Raw genomic sequence first — 15,982 nt, 5'->3', positions numbered from 1 at the left:
CCAAAAAACCAAATTTTATTCGGCTTATGAAAACATTTCGACTTCTGATTGTCTCCCTGCTCCTTGCGACTTCCGCTTCCGCCCAGCACCACCGGGGCGAACGCCGTGGCGGCGACTATTCGCCGACGGTCTACCTCATCTCCGTACACGAGGTGGATACCATCTACAACTGCGGCGGCTGTGCGGCACAGCAGGCTGCGGCACGCAACCGCATGGCCGTCGGCAACGCCACGCAGGACTACATCGACACGCACCGCCCCGGCTTCCAGCAGACCGAGAAGCCCCAGTTCGTGTTCGCCTCGAAGAACAACCGTTTCTCGTTCTCGATAGGCGGCTTCGTGAGCCTGCGCGCGGGCTATGATTTCGACGGCATCGTCGACAACATCGACTTCGTGCCCTACGACATCCCGGTTCCGGGCAATTACAATTCGAAGCAGAAGCTGATGATGGACGCCTCGACCTCGCGCCTCTTCCTGAAGGCCATTACCAACACCCGGGCGCTGGGGCGCGTGGTGATCTACATGGACGCCGACTTCCGCGGCGGTGCCGAGGGAAGCTATACGCCCCGCCTGCGTTCGGCCTACGTGTCGTTCAAGGGGCTGACCCTCGGACGCGACGTGACGACCTTCTGCGACCTGTCCGCCGCCCCCACGACCATCGACTTCCAGGGGCCGAACGCCTATAATTTCAACTTCGCGACACTGATCCGCTACGAGGTGTCGTTCGCCCGTAGGCACATGACCTTCGGCGTCGCCGCCGAGCTGCCGAGCGTGAGCGCCACCTACGGTGAGAACTTCAAGCCGATCCACCAGCGCGTACCCGACTTCCCGATGTACCTGCAATATGCCTGGGGCGCCGACCGCAGCAGCCACCTCCGCGCTTCGGCCGTGCTCCGCAACCCTTACATGTATAAAGTATCGAAGGATGCCACCACGTCGCTCTTCGGGTGGGGCGTGCAGTTGAGCGGCACGATCAAGTGCTGCGACTGGTTCCGCATGTTCATGAACGGCGTCTACGGTAAGGGCATCACCCCCTATATCCAGGATCTGACCGGTTCGGGACTCGACTTCACGCCCAACCCCGCGGATCCCACGCTCGTGCGCATGATGCCCATGTGGGGCGTGCAGGCCGCCGGGCAGATCAACTTCACGCCGCGCCTGTTCGTGTCGGGCGGCTACTCGACGGTGCGCGTGCAGCGCAGCGAGGGCTACTATACGGCCGACCAGTACAAACAGGGGCAGTATATCTTCGGCAACATCTTCTACTCGCTCACCCCGCGCTGCAAGGTGGCCGCCGAGTACCTTTACGGTTCGCGCAAGGACATGAACAGCATGAAGAACCATGCCAACCGCGTGAACGTGATGGTACAGTATAATTTCTGATGATCCCGGTATCGGTATTTATTATGGGCGGCCCGTGTCGGGAACCGCCCATTTTTCGTATATTTGCCTCACTGTTAAAATCGTGAACTATGGAATTTCTTACGGAATACAACCTCACGGGGCTGGTGATCGGCATTGCGACGTTCCTTATCATCGGACTGTTCCACCCGCTCGTGGTCAAGGGCGAATACTACCTGGGCGTACGTTGCTGGTGGGTTTTCCTCGTGATGGGGATCGTGGCGATCGCCGCGTCGGTCGCCGTGCGCCATATCCTGTGGTCCACCCTGCTGGCCGTGTGGGGCGCCTCGTCGCTCTGGTCGATCGGCGAACTGTTCGAACAGCGTCAGCGCGTGGCCAAAGGCTGGTTCCCAGCCAACCCCAAGCGGCAGGGGAAATAACCCGCACGATGAAGCCGGGCCTGAGACATATCCTCCCGTGGCTGGTGCTGGCGGCGGCGTGCTGCGTCCCGGCCCAACGCGCCGGCGTGGAGCGCCCCGTGTCCGAACCCGCCCCGGTGCGTGTCCGGCTGCTGTTCGCGGGCGATGTCATGCAGCACCTTCCGCAGGTCACGGCGGCGCGGTGCGGGGACGGGTTCGATTACCGCGGGGTATTCGCTTACCTGCGCCGCCGGTTTCATGCCGCCGACCTGGTGGTCGTGAACCTCGAAACGACGCTCACCCGCACGGATCGCTATACGGGATACCCCTGTTTCCGCTCGCCCGTGGCGCTGGCCGACGCCCTGCGCGATGCGGGGGTCGACGTGGCCGTGCTGGCCAACAACCACTGCTGCGACGGCGGCACCGCCGGGGTGCATACGACCGTCGCGGAACTGGGGCGCTGCGGCATCCTGCATACCGGCGTCTTTACCGACAGCCTCGACCGCGCGGCCAACAACCCGCTGTGGGTGGAGCGCTACGGCGTGCGGTTCGCGCTGCTCAACTACACCTACGGCACCAACGGCATTCCGGTTCCCGCCGGAGTGGAGGTCAACCTGATCGACACGGCGCGCATGGCGGCCGACCTGGCTGCGGCACGGCGCGGGGCGCCCGACTGCGTGGCGGTCTGCATCCACTGGGGCAACGAATACGAGCGGAGGGAGAATGCCGTGCAGCGGCACCTGGCACAATTCCTGCGCCGGCACGGCGCCGACCTTGTCGTGGGCAGCCACCCGCACGTGGTGCAGCCCTTCGACGCCGATTCGTCGCACGTGGTGCTCTATTCGCTGGGGAACTTCGTGTCCAACCAGCGGCGGCGCTACTGCGACGGCGGGTTGGTGGCCGAAATCGAGGCCGTGCGGCATCCCGACGGGCGCATGTCCTATTCGCTTGAGGCGGTGCCCGTCTGGGTGGCGATGCCGGGCTACCGCGTCGTCCCGTCCGAAGTCGGGGACACGATGGCGCTTCCGGAAGCCTATGCGCTGTTCCGGGAAGACGTGGCGGAGGTGCTCGGCGGGGCCTATAAGTAATCCGAATAGCCCTATAAAAACAAACAATGCCGATTTTTGGCTTTATGTCCGGGATTTTATTATCTTTGCTATCGGAAAATAAACACACACATTAAACATACAGGATTATGGAAAAGAGCATTAAAGGAACACGGACTGAACAGAATCTGCTGAAGGCGTTTGCCGGTGAGAGCCAGGCGCGCAGCCGTTACGTCTTCTTCTCGAGCAAGGCGAAGAAGGAGGGTTACGAGCAGATCGCGGGTGTCTTCGCCGAGACTGCCGAGCAGGAGAAGGAGCACGCCGAGCGTTTCTTCAAGTTCCTCGAGGGCGGTGACGTGGAGATCACGGCCAGCTACCCCACCGGCCCGATCGGCACCACGGCCGAGAACCTGCTGGCCGCAGCCAAGGGCGAGAAGGAGGAGTGGGACGTCCTCTACCGCGAATTCGCCAAAGTCGCCGAGGAGGAGGGCTTCATCGAGATCGCCACGGCCTTCAAGATGATCTCCACCGTCGAGGCCGAGCACGAGCGCCGCTACCTGAAGCTGCTGAGCCGCCTCACGGACGGTAATTTCTTCAAGCGCGACGGCAAGATCTGGTGGCAGTGCCGCAACTGCGGTTTCGTCATCGAGGCCGAGGAGGCTCCCAAGCTCTGCCCCGCCTGCAAGCATCCGCAGGCTTACTTCGAACCCAAGAAGGAGAACTATTAATTTCTGCCGGGACAAACACGGCGCAGGGACGCGGCTCAGGCCGTGTCCCTGCGTTTTTTTATTTACGGGCGCCTGCCCAAAAATCTTCGCGTATGGCGGTAGATTGCGGAATCTTTACTATCTTTGCCGGATAGGAAAATCCGAATAACGAATACGATATGGCAGACGAAAAAATCATCTTTTCGATGGTGGGCGTTTCGAAGACGTTTACCAACCAGAAAAAGGTTCTCAACAACATCTACCTCTCATTCTTCTACGGCGCCAAGATCGGCATCATCGGCCTGAACGGCTCGGGTAAGTCGACGCTCATGAAGATCATCGCCGGGCTGGACAAGAATTTCCAGGGCGAAGTGGTTTTCTCGCCCGGTTACACGGTGGGTTACCTCGAACAGGAACCCCGGCTCGACGACTCGAAGACCGTCCGCGAGGTGGTCGAAGAGGGCTGCGCCGCGACCGTGGCGCTGCTCAAGGAGTACGAAGAGATCAACATGAAGCTATGCGAGCCGATGGACGACGAGCAGATGGCCCGGTTAATCGAGCGCCAGGGCGAGTTGTACGAACAGATCGACCAGGTCAACGGCTGGGAGCTGGACAGCGTGCTGGAACGCGCCATGGACGCCCTGCGCTGCCCCGACCCCGACCAGTCGGTGAAGGTGCTCTCGGGCGGTGAGCGCCGCCGCGTGGCGCTGTGCCGCCTGCTGTTGCAGCAGCCCGACGTGCTGCTGCTCGACGAGCCCACGAACCACCTCGACGCCGAGTCGATCGACTGGCTCGAACAACATCTGCAGCAGTACAAGGGCACGGTGATCGCCGTCACCCACGACCGCTATTTCCTCGACAACGTGGCGGGCTGGATCCTGGAGCTGGATCGCGGCGAGGGCATCCCCTGGAAGGGCAACTACTCGGGCTGGCTCGACCAGAAGACCACCCGCATGGCCATGGAGGAGAAACAGGAGTCGAAGCGCCGCAAGACCCTCGAGCGCGAGCTGGAGTGGGTGCGCATGTCCCCCTCGGGCCGTCATGCCAAGTCCAAGGCGCGTCTGTCGGCCTACGACAAGATGATGAACGAGGACACGAAGCAGAAGGAGGAGAAGCTCGAAATATTCATCCCCAACGGCCCGCGCCTGGGCGACGTGGTGATCGAGGCGCACGACGTGTCGAAGGCTTATGGTGACCGCGTGCTGTACGAGCACCTCGAATTCTCGCTGCCGCCGGCCGGCATCGTGGGCGTCATCGGGCCCAACGGCACGGGTAAGACCACCCTCTTCCGCATGATCATGGGGCTGGAAGAGCCTACGGGCGGGTCGTTCCGCGTGGGCCCGACCGTCAAGCTGGCCTATGTGGATCAGCAGCACAAGTCGATCGACCCCGAAAAGACCGTCTATGAGGTGATCTCGGGCGGCGCCGACCTCATCATGCTCGGCAACCGGCAGGTGAACGCCCGGGCCTACGTGGCGCGCTTCAACTTCTCGGGCGCCGACCAGGAGAAGAAGTGCGGCATGCTCTCGGGCGGTGAACGCAACCGTCTGCACCTGGCGCTGGCGCTCAAGGAGGAGGGCAACGTGCTGCTGCTGGACGAGCCGACCAACGACATCGACGTCAATACGCTGCGTGCGTTGGAGGAGGGCCTCGAGAACTTCGCGGGCTGTGCCGTGGTGATCTCGCACGACCGCTGGTTCCTTGACCGCATCGCCACGCACATCCTCTCGTTCGAGGGTGACTCGAAGGTAGTCTTCTACGAGGGTTCGTACAGCGAATACGAGGAGTGGAAGAAGGCGCAGGGCGGCGACACCCAGCCCCACCGCGTGAGGTACAAAAAACTGATGGCTTGACAAAGATGCGTGTTGTGACCTTTTTTTCGCTCTTGCTGGGGCTTTTCTCCTGCGGTATGCAGGCGAACCGTCCGGTCGATGTATTTATTTGGGACGAACTCCGGGCGCACGAAGACCCGGACAAAGTAGAACCGGCCGGGACGTGCGATCTTGACGGGTTCCTGTCCGAGATAGACCGTTTCCCCTGGCATGAGCAAGCGCGTGAAGCTTTGAGATACAAGAAAAACTCTCCGACGCTCTCCGTGACGGATTTGAAAACCGACCGTTCTTTTTTTATTTCGTCCGCTGTGGACGAAAAGGACGAATTGGGCTATTTCATCGGATATATCTATCCCGGAGAGGAGGGAGTGCGCGCCCCGCGCTATGTGAATATGTATGAGGTCGACCAAATGGAGGCGCTTCGTGAGATGGTTGTCCTTTTCTTCCGCCGGGACGAGGGCGCATTGAACCGTCTGCTCGGGAAACAGCGGAAATACATGGATGCGCGGGATAACGCGGGGTGGAAGAAATACTTGGAAATAAAACAAAAATTTATGTAATATGGCTCAACAAAAACCGTCCATACCCAAGGGTACGCGCGACTTCTCCCCGGCGGAGATGATGCGCCGCCAGTATATTTTCGATACGATCCGGGGCGTGTTCCGCACCTACGGCTTCGCGCCGCTCGAAACCCCCTCGATGGAGAACCTTTCGACCCTGCTGGGCAAATACGGCGACGAGGGCGACAAGCTCCTCTTCAAGATACTCAATTCGGGCGACTACGCCGCCGGCCTGTCCGGCGATGAGGTGCGGCAGGCGTCGAAAATCTGCGAGAAGGGGCTCCGTTACGACCTCACGGTGCCGTTCGCGCGCTATGTCGTACAGCACCAGGGCGAACTGACGTTTCCCTTCAAGCGCTACCAGATCCAGCCCGTATGGCGCGCCGACCGGCCGCAGAAAGGCCGTTACCGCGAATTCTACCAGTGCGACGTCGACGTGATCGGCACCCGCTCGCTGCTGTGCGAGGTCGAACTGGTCGAAATCGTCGAGCGCGTGTTCCGGGCGCTGGGCATCCGCGTGGCGCTGAAGATGAACAACCGCAAAATCCTGTTCGGCATCGCCGAGGCGATCGGCCATGCCGACATGATGATGGACATCACCATCGCCATCGACAAGCTCGAAAAGATCGGGCTGGACAACGTGAAGGCCGAGCTGCTGGAGCGCGGATTGAGCCGGGAGGCGGTCGACAAACTGCAACCGATACTCGAACTGAGCGGCGACAATGCGCAAAAACTCATGAAATTGCGTGAGGTGCTGGCTGTTTCCGAAACCGGACTGAAAGGCATCGAGGAGATGGAAACCGTCTTGGGCTATGTGGAGCGTCTGGGGATCGGGCTCGACGTGGAGCTCGACCTCTCGCTGGCACGCGGATTGAACTACTATACGGGGGCGATCTTCGAGGTCAAGGCGCTCGACTTCGCCATCGGCTCGATCTGCGGCGGCGGACGCTATGACGACCTGACCGGCATCTTCGGCATGCCCGACATGTCGGGCGTGGGCATTTCGTTCGGCGCAGACCGGATCTACGACGTAATGGCGGGGCTGGGGCTCTTCCCCGAGGAGGTCAACTTCTCGACGCGGGTGTTCTTCACCAACCTCGGGCAGGAGGAGCAGGCCGCGGCGCTCGGGTTGCTCCGTGAGCTGCGCGATGCGGGCGTCGCCGCCGAGATTTACCCCGACTGCGGCAAGATGAAGAAGCAGATGGAGTATGCCAACCGCCGGGGTATCCCCTACGTGGTGATCGTCGGCTCGCAGGAGCTGGAGGCGAAGGCCGCCACGGTGAAGGACATGCGCTCGGGCGAGCAGCGGCAGGTGCCGTTCGGCGAGCTGACGGCGTATTTTAAATAAGGATTTAAATAAACGACAGAACAAACTATGCGAAAGCTTTTTGCATTTATATCGGCTCTCTTCGTCCTGCCTCTTGCGGCGCAGGATGCCGGGGCTGTGCGGCAGTTGCAGAAGCTGACGCAGGTTTACCGTTACCTGGACGGGTTGTACGTCGACGAGGTGGACATGCAGCCGCTGGTCGAGAGTGCCATTAGCGGGATGCTCGAAGAGCTCGACCCCCATTCGGCCTATATCGGGGCCGACGAGATGAAAGGCGTGCAGGAGAGCTTCGAAGGGGAGTTCAGCGGCATCGGCGTCGAATTCAACATCCTGCGCGACACGGTCATCGTGGTCAATACGATCGTCGGGGGCCCGGCCGAGCGCGTCGGGGTGCAGCCCAACGACCGTATCGTGCGCATAGACACGCTGGATGCCGTGGGTTTCAAGCAGACGGACGTCCCCAAGTACCTGCGCGGCAAGACCGGCACGAAGGTCGAGATCGACGTCGTGCGCCAGGGTGAACCGGAACCGCTCCACTTCGTGATCGTGCGGGACAAGATTCCGCTCAACACCGTGGATGCCGCCTACATGGCTGCCGACGGCGTGGGATACATCAAGGTCAACCGCTTCGGCCGCACGACGATGCCCGAGTTCCGCGAGGCGTACCGCAAGCTCGGGAAACCCGGGGCGCTGATCCTCGACCTGCGCGGGAACGGCGGCGGGCTGCTCGACCAGGCGGTCGAGATGGCCGGTTTCTTCCTGCCGCGCGGTGCCCTGATCGTCTCGACCGAGGGGCGTGCCGTGCCGCCCATGTCGTTCAGCGCGCCGGTCAACGGCGACGACCTCGAGGGAAGGCTGGTGGTGCTGATCGACGAAAATTCGGCTTCGGCGAGCGAGATCGTCGCCGGTGCCGTGCAGGATTGGGATCGGGGCATCGTCGTCGGCCGCCCGAGTTTCGGCAAGGGGCTGGTGCAGCGCCAGATCGGGCTGGGGGACGGCTCGGCCGTGCGCATCACCGTAGCCCGTTACCACACCCCTTCGGGGCGCGTCATCCAGCGGCCCTACGAGAAGGGCAAGCGCCGCGAATACTACCTCGACCACCTGCGCCGCTATGACGACCCGATGCGCGATTCGCTCGATGCCGGGGCGCCGGAGTACCGCACCCTGCGTACGGGGCGCACGGTCTACGGCGGGGGCGGCATCCGCCCCGACGTCCTGGTCGGAGCCGATACGGCCGGGTTCTCGGCCTACTATGCCAACCTGATCCGCCGCGGCGTGGTCAACGAATACGTCATTTCCTATATGGATCGGGAGCGTGCCGCACTGGAGAAGGCCTACCCCGCGTTCGAGGCGTTCGACAAGGGGTTCGAGGCCGGCGACGCGATGCTCGAAGGGCTTACCGGGCTGGGCGGACAGCGCGGCGTGGCGTTCGACGAAGGGGGCTTCGCAGCCTCGGCGCCGCTGATGCGCATACAGCTCAAGGCGCTCGTGGCACAGCGGCTTTTCGATACGGCAGCATTCTACCGGGTGATGAACCCGGCGCAGAACGAGGCCTACCGCCGCGCCGTGGAGATACTCGCCGATTGGGAGCACAAGGGGGAATCCCTGCTGGCGCCGGAAGATTAGGAGGGGATTTTTTTGGATTGCACGTTTATTTTGCTTATATTCGTTCAACCGAAAATAACCCAAACCTACTGCCCCATGACCCCTCACCAACCATCCCGCCGGGATGCGGAAGAATATGGAGACCAGATTCTTTCCAAAGCCGTGAAAGCCGGCCGCCGCACTTATTTCTTCGATGTGCGTGCCACGCGCGGCAACGACTATTTCCTGACGATCACCGAGAGCCGCAAGATGCAGAACCCCGACGGGAGTTTCTCGTACGACCGGCACAAGATCTTCCTCTACAAGGAGGATTTCGCCAAATTCTCCGAAGGGCTGTCCGAGGCCGTCGATTTCATCCGCCGCAGCAAGCCCGAATTTTTCGAGCGCAAGCCCGAACCCGCGGAAGGATGACGGCCGACGGCGGAATCCCCCGGCAGAAAACAGGTGCACGATTATGGAATTTCCCCTAATCGTGCACCTTCGTTTAGCAGATTCCCGCAATTTCGCTATATTTGTGGGCTAAATACCGATGCTATGAAATTTACACAATACCTGCTGCTTGCAGCGAAGGGCTGCGCCATGGGCATGGCCGATGTGGTTCCCGGGGTCTCGGGAGGAACGATCGCCTTTATTTCGGGTATCTACGAGGAGCTGATCGAGTCGATCAAGAGCGTGAACGGCACCGCCGTGCGGCTGCTCGGCACATTGCGTCTGAAGGAGTTCTGGCGCCACGTCAACGGCCGTTTCCTTTTGCCCGTGCTGATCGGGATCGGGATCGCCATCTTCTCGCTGGCGCGGCTGATGACCTACCTGCTCACGCACCATCCGATCGCCATCTGGTCGTTCTTCTTCGGGCTGATCGTCGCCTCGGCGCTGCTCGTGGCCAGGCAGATCGGGCACTGGAACGTCCGGACTGTCGCCGCATGCCTGGTCGGCGCGGCCGCCGCATGGTGGATCACCATCGCCACGCCGACCGAGACCCCCGACACGTGGTGGTTCATCATGCTGTCGGGCGCCATCGCTATCTGCGCCATGATCCTGCCCGGCATTTCGGGCGCCTTCATCCTGCTCTTGCTGGGCAAGTACCAGTTCATCATGCAGGCCGTGGGCGACCTGAATATCCCGGTCATCGTGATCTTCGTCGTGGGCGCCGTGGCGGGCATCATCAGCTTTTCGCACCTGCTGTCGTGGCTGCTCAAGCACTGGCATGACGTGACGGTGGCGGTGCTGATGGGTTTCATGGTCGGCTCGCTCAACAAGGTGTGGCCGTGGAAAGAGGTCGTCGAAACCTACACCGACAGCCACGGCAAGATCATGCCGCTCGTCGAAAGCAACGTCGCGCCCGGCCGTTTCGAGGCCCTCACGCAGCAGGATGCACTGCTCGCGGAGGCCATCGTACTCTGCATCGTGGGATTCCTGGCGATTTACTGCATCGAACTCGCGGCGCGCATCGTCGTAAAAAAACGGGAGGAATAGCCATGCGGCGTTTCGGACTTATCGGCCGGCCGCTGGGGCACTCCGCCTCGGCAGCCTATTTCGCGGCGAAATTCGAACGCGAGGGGATTGCCGACTGCACCTATTCCCTCTACGAACTGCCCGAAATCGGGGTGCTGGAGCGTCTGCTGGCGGAGACTCCCGACCTGTGCGGCTTCAACGTCACGATCCCCTACAAACGCGAGGTCATGGCGCTGCTCGACGACCTGTCGCACGATGCGCGGCTGGTCGGCGCCGTGAACTGCGTGCGCCGTACGGCGGGCGGACGCCTCGTGGGACACAATACCGATGTCATCGGCCTGCGGGCCGCCTTCGACTGCCTGCTCGGGGGCGAACAGCCCTCGCATGCCCTCGTACTGGGTACGGGCGGGGCATCGCAGGCTGTGCAATATGTGCTCGCCGAGCGGGGCATCCCGTTCGACCTCGTGTCGCGCGACGCCGCAAAGGGCAACTATACCTACGACAACCTGCCGTGCGAGGCCGTGGAGCAGAGCCGCCTCATAGTCAACGCATCGCCCGTGGGAACCTACCCCGCCGTCGATGCCGCGCCGCGAATCCCCTACGGCTATCTTACGCCCGGGCACTACCTGCTCGACCTGGTATACAACCCGCCCCTGACCCGGTTCCTCGACCTGGGGCGCCAGCGCGGGGCGCGCATACTCAACGGCGAGGTGATGTTCCGCCGGCAGGCCGAGGCTTCGTGGCGGATATGGAACGAATAAACCTTAAAACGAAGGGCATATGAAACGTACAGCGATCTTATTGGCGGCACTGGCCCTGTGGTGCGGTGCCGCGGCGCAGCAGACCCAGCCGCCCCGTTTCCAGGGCGCCGATGCCAAACGCTTCATGGCAAGGCTGATGGGCGAAGCGGAGAAATTGGCGATAGAGAAGCAAATCCCGGCGTCGGAGCTTTCGCCGCAGGTCGTGGTCGCCTTTACGGTCGACACGGCGGGACGGGTGGCCGGATGGCGTTTCCTGGACAACACCTGCCAGGGGCGCGACAAATGCGATGCCGAGCCCGCGACGGAGCGTACGAAGCAGCTCGTGACCGAAGCGCTGGGGCACCTCGAAGCGTGGACGCCGGCCCGGAAAGACGGGCTGCCCGTAAGTTATACCTGGCGGCTGACGATGCGCCTTCCTGTGGAGAAGATCGCCAAGCGGCAGGAGGCCGACCCGTTGCTGTTCATGGGCGGCGACCCCGACGAGACCTTCCATGCGTGGGCGCGGGTGCGGCTGCGTTACGACGAGCGGTTCGCCGCGCGTGGCGTGGCCGGGCTGGTGCATGTGCGTTTCTACATCGAACCGGACGGGAAGGTCACGATCGGCGAGGTGCTCTCGTCGCCCGACGAGAAACTCGCCAGGGAGGTTATCCGCGTCATCCGGGCCAGCAAAGGCCATTGGGTGCCCCGCCGCGTGCGCGGCGTGCCGCAGCGGACGGCCTACGAATACCGGATCAACTTCACCTGACCCGTGCGGCACCGGACTGCGTGCCGCGTAAAATCGAAAAGGGTGTACGTGCAACCTGCACGTACACCCTTTTCGATGCATGGCCTTCCCGGACGCGATGCCGGTACGCGCCGTTCCGAACAGCCCTCCGCTGCCGCCGGCAGCCTGCCTGGCGCAGGACGGGCGGCGCCGTTTTTATCTGTGTTGCAGCATCGCCCTGGCCTTCTCGACGTCCTCGGGACGCACGACGACCTGTGCGGGCATGGTGCCTATGGGGTAAATGGCCGACATATATTCGTTGCGGATCATCGACCAGATCCCTGCGCTGTCGAGCATGGATTTAGCGATCTCGGCTTCTGTGATGGTGTTGTATTCCGCCAATACAACCATGGTTTCGTCTTGCATAATCTCTCGGTTTTTGTTGGATATCTAAAGTTAGGAATTTTGTTGATAAAATGCAAGAGCCCTGCCACGAATTCTGCGGAAATATCCCTATCTTTGTTGTGCGATAAATTTGAAGAGTTACGACCATGCCTGAATTCGTCCATCTGCACGTACATACCCAATATTCGATCCTCGACGGCGCCGCGGCCATCAAGCCGCTCATCAAACGCGCCAAAGCATTGGGGATGAATGCCATCGCCATCACCGATCACGGCAACATGTACGGTGTCAAGAATTTCCACGACACCGCTACGGACGCCGGGGTGAAGCCGATCCTCGGCTGTGAGGTCTACGTGGTGAAAAACCGTTTCGAGAAGGACAAGGACGAGAAGGCCGGCGACCACCTGATCCTGCTGGCCAAGAACCTCGAAGGCTACCACAACCTCTGCAAGATGGTCTCCTACTCGTTTACCGAGGGGTTCTATTACAAACCGCGCATCGACAAGCAACTGCTCGAACAGTACCACGAAGGGCTGATCTGCTGCTCGGCATGTCTGGGCGGCGAGGTGCCCCAGGCCATCATGCACAACGACATGAAGGAGGCCGAGCGCGTGGTGCAGTGGTTCAAGGGGGTCTTCGGCGACGACTATTACCTCGAATTGCAGCTGCATCCCTCGGGCGACCCGCAGAAGGATGCGGATGTCTACGAGAACCAGTTGCGGGTGAACAAGGCGCTGCTGGAGCTGGCCGCCAAGTTCGGCGTGAAGTACATCTGCTCCAACGACGTGCACTTCATCCTCGCGGAGGATGCCGTGGCGCACGACCACCTGATATGCCTCAATACGGGGCGCGACCTGGACGACCCGAACCGTATGCGTTACACGTTCCAGGAGTACCTCAAATCACCCGAGGAGATGGCCGCGCTGTTCCCCGACCACCCCGAGGCACTGGCCACGACGCTCGAGATCGCTGCCAAATGCGAGGATTACAAGCTCACGCACGCCCCTCTGATGCCGAACTTCCCGCCGCCGGAGGATTTCAAGATCGACCTCGCGGAGCTCCGCGAATCCTTCGTCAAGAAGATCGAGGACGCGGAGTTGCTGGCCAGGATCGGCGCCTGTGCGTCGGTCGAAGAGCTGGAGCGGCTCGTCGCCCATGACAAGGAGCTGTCGGACAGGCTGATGGTCGCCAAGCAATATTGCTACCTCGTAGACCTCACCTACAAGGGCGCGCACCGTCGTTACGGCGAGGTGCTGGACGAGAAGGTCGAGCAACGGCTCAAATACGAGCTGGATACGATCGAGTGGATGGGTTTCCCGGGCTACTTCCTGATCGTGTGGGACTACATCCGCGCCGCCCGCGAAATGGGGGTCTCGGTGGGCCCCGGCCGTGGTTCGGCCGCCGGCTCGGTGGTTGCCTACTGTCTGAAAATCACCAATATCGACCCGCTGAAATACGACCTGCTGTTCGAGCGTTTCCTCAACCCCGAGCGTATCTCGCTGCCCGATGTCGACGTCGACTTCGATGAGGACGGCCGCGCCGACGTGCTGCGCTACTGCGTGCAGAAATACGGCCAGAAGCGCGTCGCCCAGATCGTGACGTTCGGCACCATGGCGCCCAAGATGGCCATCAAGGACGTTGCCCGCGTGCAGAAGCTCGCCCTCTCGGAGAGCGACCGCCTGTCGAAACTGGTGCCCGACAAGGTTACGCCCGACAAGAAACACGGCGAGACGCCGTTCGATTTCGTATACAAGGAATCCCCCGAACTGGCCGCCGAGCGCGAGTCGCCCAACCAGCTGATACGCAATACGCTCAAATACGCCGAGAAGCTCGAAGGCTCGATCCGCCAGACGGGCGTGCATGCCTGCGGCGTGATTATCGGCCAGGACGATTTGGAGAACTTCGCGCCGATGGCCATTGCCAAGGACGCCGAGCTGAACGTGGTGGAATTCGAGGGCAAGGAGGTCGAGAGCGTCGGCCTGATCAAGATGGACTTCCTGGGGCTGCGTACGCTGTCGATCATCAAGGACGCCGTGGAGAATGTCAAGGCGGTGCACGGCGTGGACGTGGCCATCGACGACATCCCGCTGGACGACGCCCCGACATACGAGGTCTTTGCCCGCGGCGATACCACCGGCCTGTTCCAGTTCGAGTCCCCGGGCATGAAGAAGCACCTGCGCAACCTCAAGCCCAACCGTTTCGAAGACCTGATCGCCATGAACGCCCTCTACCGTCCGGGCCCGATGGAGTACATCCCCAATTTCATCGCCCGCAAGCACGGGCAGGAGCCGGTGACCTACGAGATCGCCGACATGGAGGAGTACCTGAGCGACACCTACGGCATCACGGTCTACCAGGAGCAGGTCATGTTGCTGTCGCAGAAGCTCGCCGGGTTCACGGGCGGCGAGGCCGATACGCTGCGTAAGGCCATGGGTAAGAAGAAGCGCGACGTGCTGGACAAGATGAAGCCCAAGTTCATCAACGGCTGTAAGGAGCGCGGGCACGACGAGAAGATCTGCGACAAGATATGGGGCGACTGGGAGGCGTTCGCATCCTATGCCTTCAACAAGTCGCACTCGACCTGCTACGCCTACGTGGCATACCAAACCGGTTACCTGAAGGCGCACTACCCTTCGGAGTTCATGGCGGCGCTGCTGAGCCGAAACCTGGCGGACATCAAGCAGCTGACGCTCTACATGAACGAGTGCAAGCGCATGGGCATCCGGGTGCTGGGGCCCGACATCAACGAGTCGATGCGCACCTTCTCGTCGAACAAGTCCGGCGACGTGCGTTTCGGGCTGGGGGCCGTGAAGGGTGTCGGCGAAGCCGCCGTGGAGAGCATCATCGCCGAACGCAACGCCAACGGCCGCTTCAAGGACATATACGACCTGATGGAACGGGTGAATTTCACGGCCGTGAACCGCAAATGCTTCGAAAACCTGGCTTATGCCGGCGGGTTCGATTCGATATCGGGCTTCCATCGGGGCAAGTTCTTCGGGGCGGATGCACGCGACAATACGGGCATTACCTTCATCGAACAGCTGATGCGTTACGGACAGCGTTTCCAGGCCGAGAAGAACAACGCCCAGCAGAGCCTTTTCGGAGGCGGCGGGCAGGTGGACATCCAGCGCCCCGTGTTGCCGGCGTGCGCCGACTGGACGCAGCTGGAGACCCTTGCCAAGGAGCGCGAGATGATCGGCCTTTACCTGTCGGCACACCCGCTGGACGACTATAAGGTCATCATCAACCACATGTGCAAGACCCAGCTCACGGAGCTGGAGAACCTCGAACCTTTCAAGGGGCAGGAGATCGCCGTGGCGGGCATGGTCGTGAGCGTGCAGAACCTGATGACCAAAACCGGCAAGCCGTGGGGCAAGTTCGTGCTGGAGGATTACAACGGCACGCACGAATTCGCGCTGTTCGGCAAGGACTACGAGAATTTCCGCAAATACCTCTTCGCGGACTATTTCCTCTTTATCCGCGGCCGCGTGCAGCCCAAGCCCTATAACGACAAGGAGCTGGAATTCAAGATCATCTCGATGGTGCAGCTCTCGGAGATGCGCGACACGATGATCAAGGAGATGCACGTGCAGCTGCCCGTGCAGGAGGTGACGCAGGAGCTGATCCGCGACCTGTCGGAACGTGTCCGCGAAGCTCGGGGCGAAACCCTGTTCCGGGTCAATGTCTACGACCGCGACGCGCATGTCTCGCTGAGCCTCTTCTCGAAGAGCTACAAGGTCAGCCTCACGCAGTCGCTGGTAGGATATTTGGAGGACAACGACATAAAGTATTCGATCGCATAAACTATACAAACAATTAAAA

At 61.4% G+C, this 15,982-nt stretch carries 14 protein-coding genes; 13 read left to right on the top strand and 1 reads right to left on the bottom strand.

Annotated elements, in window-relative coordinates; genetic code table 11:
• Nucleotides 1-26 precede the first annotated feature (26 nt).
• The 12 genes from B3C38_RS10845 (at nt 27) to B3C38_RS10790 (ending at nt 11,797) form a co-directional block, all read left to right on the top strand.
• On the top strand, nt 27-1,382 hold the full coding sequence (locus B3C38_RS10845; RefSeq protein WP_286727071.1) for a DcaP family trimeric outer membrane transporter: 1,356 nt from the start codon (nt 27-29) through the stop codon (nt 1,380-1,382).
• Between the two features lie 89 nt (nt 1,383-1,471).
• Nucleotides 1,472-1,780 carry a DUF4491 family protein gene (locus B3C38_RS10840; RefSeq protein WP_022333611.1) on the top strand — a complete coding sequence of 103 codons (309 nt, stop codon included), beginning with the start codon at nt 1,472-1,474 and terminating at the stop codon, nt 1,778-1,780.
• A gap of 8 nt (nt 1,781-1,788) precedes the next feature.
• Nucleotides 1,789-2,847: a CapA family protein gene (locus tag B3C38_RS10835; RefSeq protein WP_082430695.1), complete on the top strand. Its 1,059-nt coding sequence runs from the start codon at nt 1,789-1,791 to the stop codon at nt 2,845-2,847.
• Nucleotides 2,848-2,954: 107 nt separating this feature from the next.
• A complete protein-coding gene (rbr, locus tag B3C38_RS10830) occupies nt 2,955-3,533 on the top strand; it encodes a rubrerythrin (RefSeq protein ID WP_055201914.1) in 579 nt (192 codons plus the stop codon).
• A gap of 158 nt (nt 3,534-3,691) precedes the next feature.
• Entirely contained in the window at nt 3,692-5,365 is a 1,674-nt protein-coding gene (ettA, locus tag B3C38_RS10825; RefSeq protein ID WP_055201912.1) for an energy-dependent translational throttle protein EttA, read from the top strand.
• Nucleotides 5,362-5,904 (top strand): hypothetical protein, encoded by a 543-nt coding sequence (locus tag B3C38_RS10820; protein ID WP_276655248.1) that lies wholly within the window; start codon nt 5,362-5,364, stop codon nt 5,902-5,904. The genes ettA and B3C38_RS10820 overlap by 4 nt, the downstream gene beginning before the upstream one ends.
• Nucleotide 5,905: 1 nt before the next feature.
• A complete protein-coding gene (hisS, locus tag B3C38_RS10815; RefSeq protein WP_278498990.1) occupies nt 5,906-7,252 on the top strand; it encodes a histidine--tRNA ligase in 1,347 nt (448 codons plus the stop codon).
• A gap of 27 nt (nt 7,253-7,279) precedes the next feature.
• The gene (locus B3C38_RS10810) at nt 7,280-8,857 is read left to right on the top strand and encodes a S41 family peptidase (protein ID WP_055201906.1); all 1,578 of its coding nucleotides are present in this window, start codon (nt 7,280-7,282) and stop codon (nt 8,855-8,857) included.
• A gap of 75 nt (nt 8,858-8,932) precedes the next feature.
• The gene (locus B3C38_RS10805; RefSeq protein ID WP_276655254.1) at nt 8,933-9,247 is read left to right on the top strand and encodes a DUF3276 family protein; all 315 of its coding nucleotides are present in this window, start codon (nt 8,933-8,935) and stop codon (nt 9,245-9,247) included.
• A gap of 123 nt (nt 9,248-9,370) precedes the next feature.
• Nucleotides 9,371-10,312, top strand: coding sequence for a DUF368 domain-containing protein (locus tag B3C38_RS10800; protein ID WP_286727069.1), 942 nt, complete (start codon nt 9,371-9,373; stop codon nt 10,310-10,312).
• Nucleotides 10,313-10,314: 2 nt separating this feature from the next.
• Nucleotides 10,315-11,052 (top strand): shikimate dehydrogenase family protein, encoded by a 738-nt coding sequence (locus B3C38_RS10795; protein ID WP_286727068.1) that lies wholly within the window; start codon nt 10,315-10,317, stop codon nt 11,050-11,052.
• A 19-nt stretch (nt 11,053-11,071) separates the two neighbouring features.
• On the top strand, nt 11,072-11,797 hold the full coding sequence (locus B3C38_RS10790) for an energy transducer TonB (RefSeq protein WP_286727067.1): 726 nt from the start codon (nt 11,072-11,074) through the stop codon (nt 11,795-11,797).
• A gap of 174 nt (nt 11,798-11,971) precedes the next feature.
• Here the strand turns inward: B3C38_RS10790 and B3C38_RS10785 are convergent, their stop codons facing one another.
• Nucleotides 11,972-12,181 carry a DUF2007 domain-containing protein gene (locus B3C38_RS10785; protein ID WP_055201900.1) on the bottom strand — a complete coding sequence of 70 codons (210 nt, stop codon included), beginning with the start codon at nt 12,179-12,181 and terminating at the stop codon, nt 11,972-11,974.
• Between the two features lie 125 nt (nt 12,182-12,306).
• Between B3C38_RS10785 and dnaE the strand changes: the two genes are divergently transcribed.
• Nucleotides 12,307-15,963 (top strand): DNA polymerase III subunit alpha, encoded by a 3,657-nt coding sequence (dnaE, locus tag B3C38_RS10780; RefSeq protein WP_286727066.1) that lies wholly within the window; start codon nt 12,307-12,309, stop codon nt 15,961-15,963.
• Nucleotides 15,964-15,982: the final 19 nt, after the last annotated feature.

The organism is Alistipes sp. UBA1686 (assembly GCF_002320215.1).
In the GTDB taxonomy this organism is placed as follows: Bacteria; Bacteroidota; Bacteroidia; order Bacteroidales; family Rikenellaceae; genus Alistipes; species Alistipes onderdonkii.
This window is presented reverse-complemented; position numbering and strand designations above follow the sequence as displayed.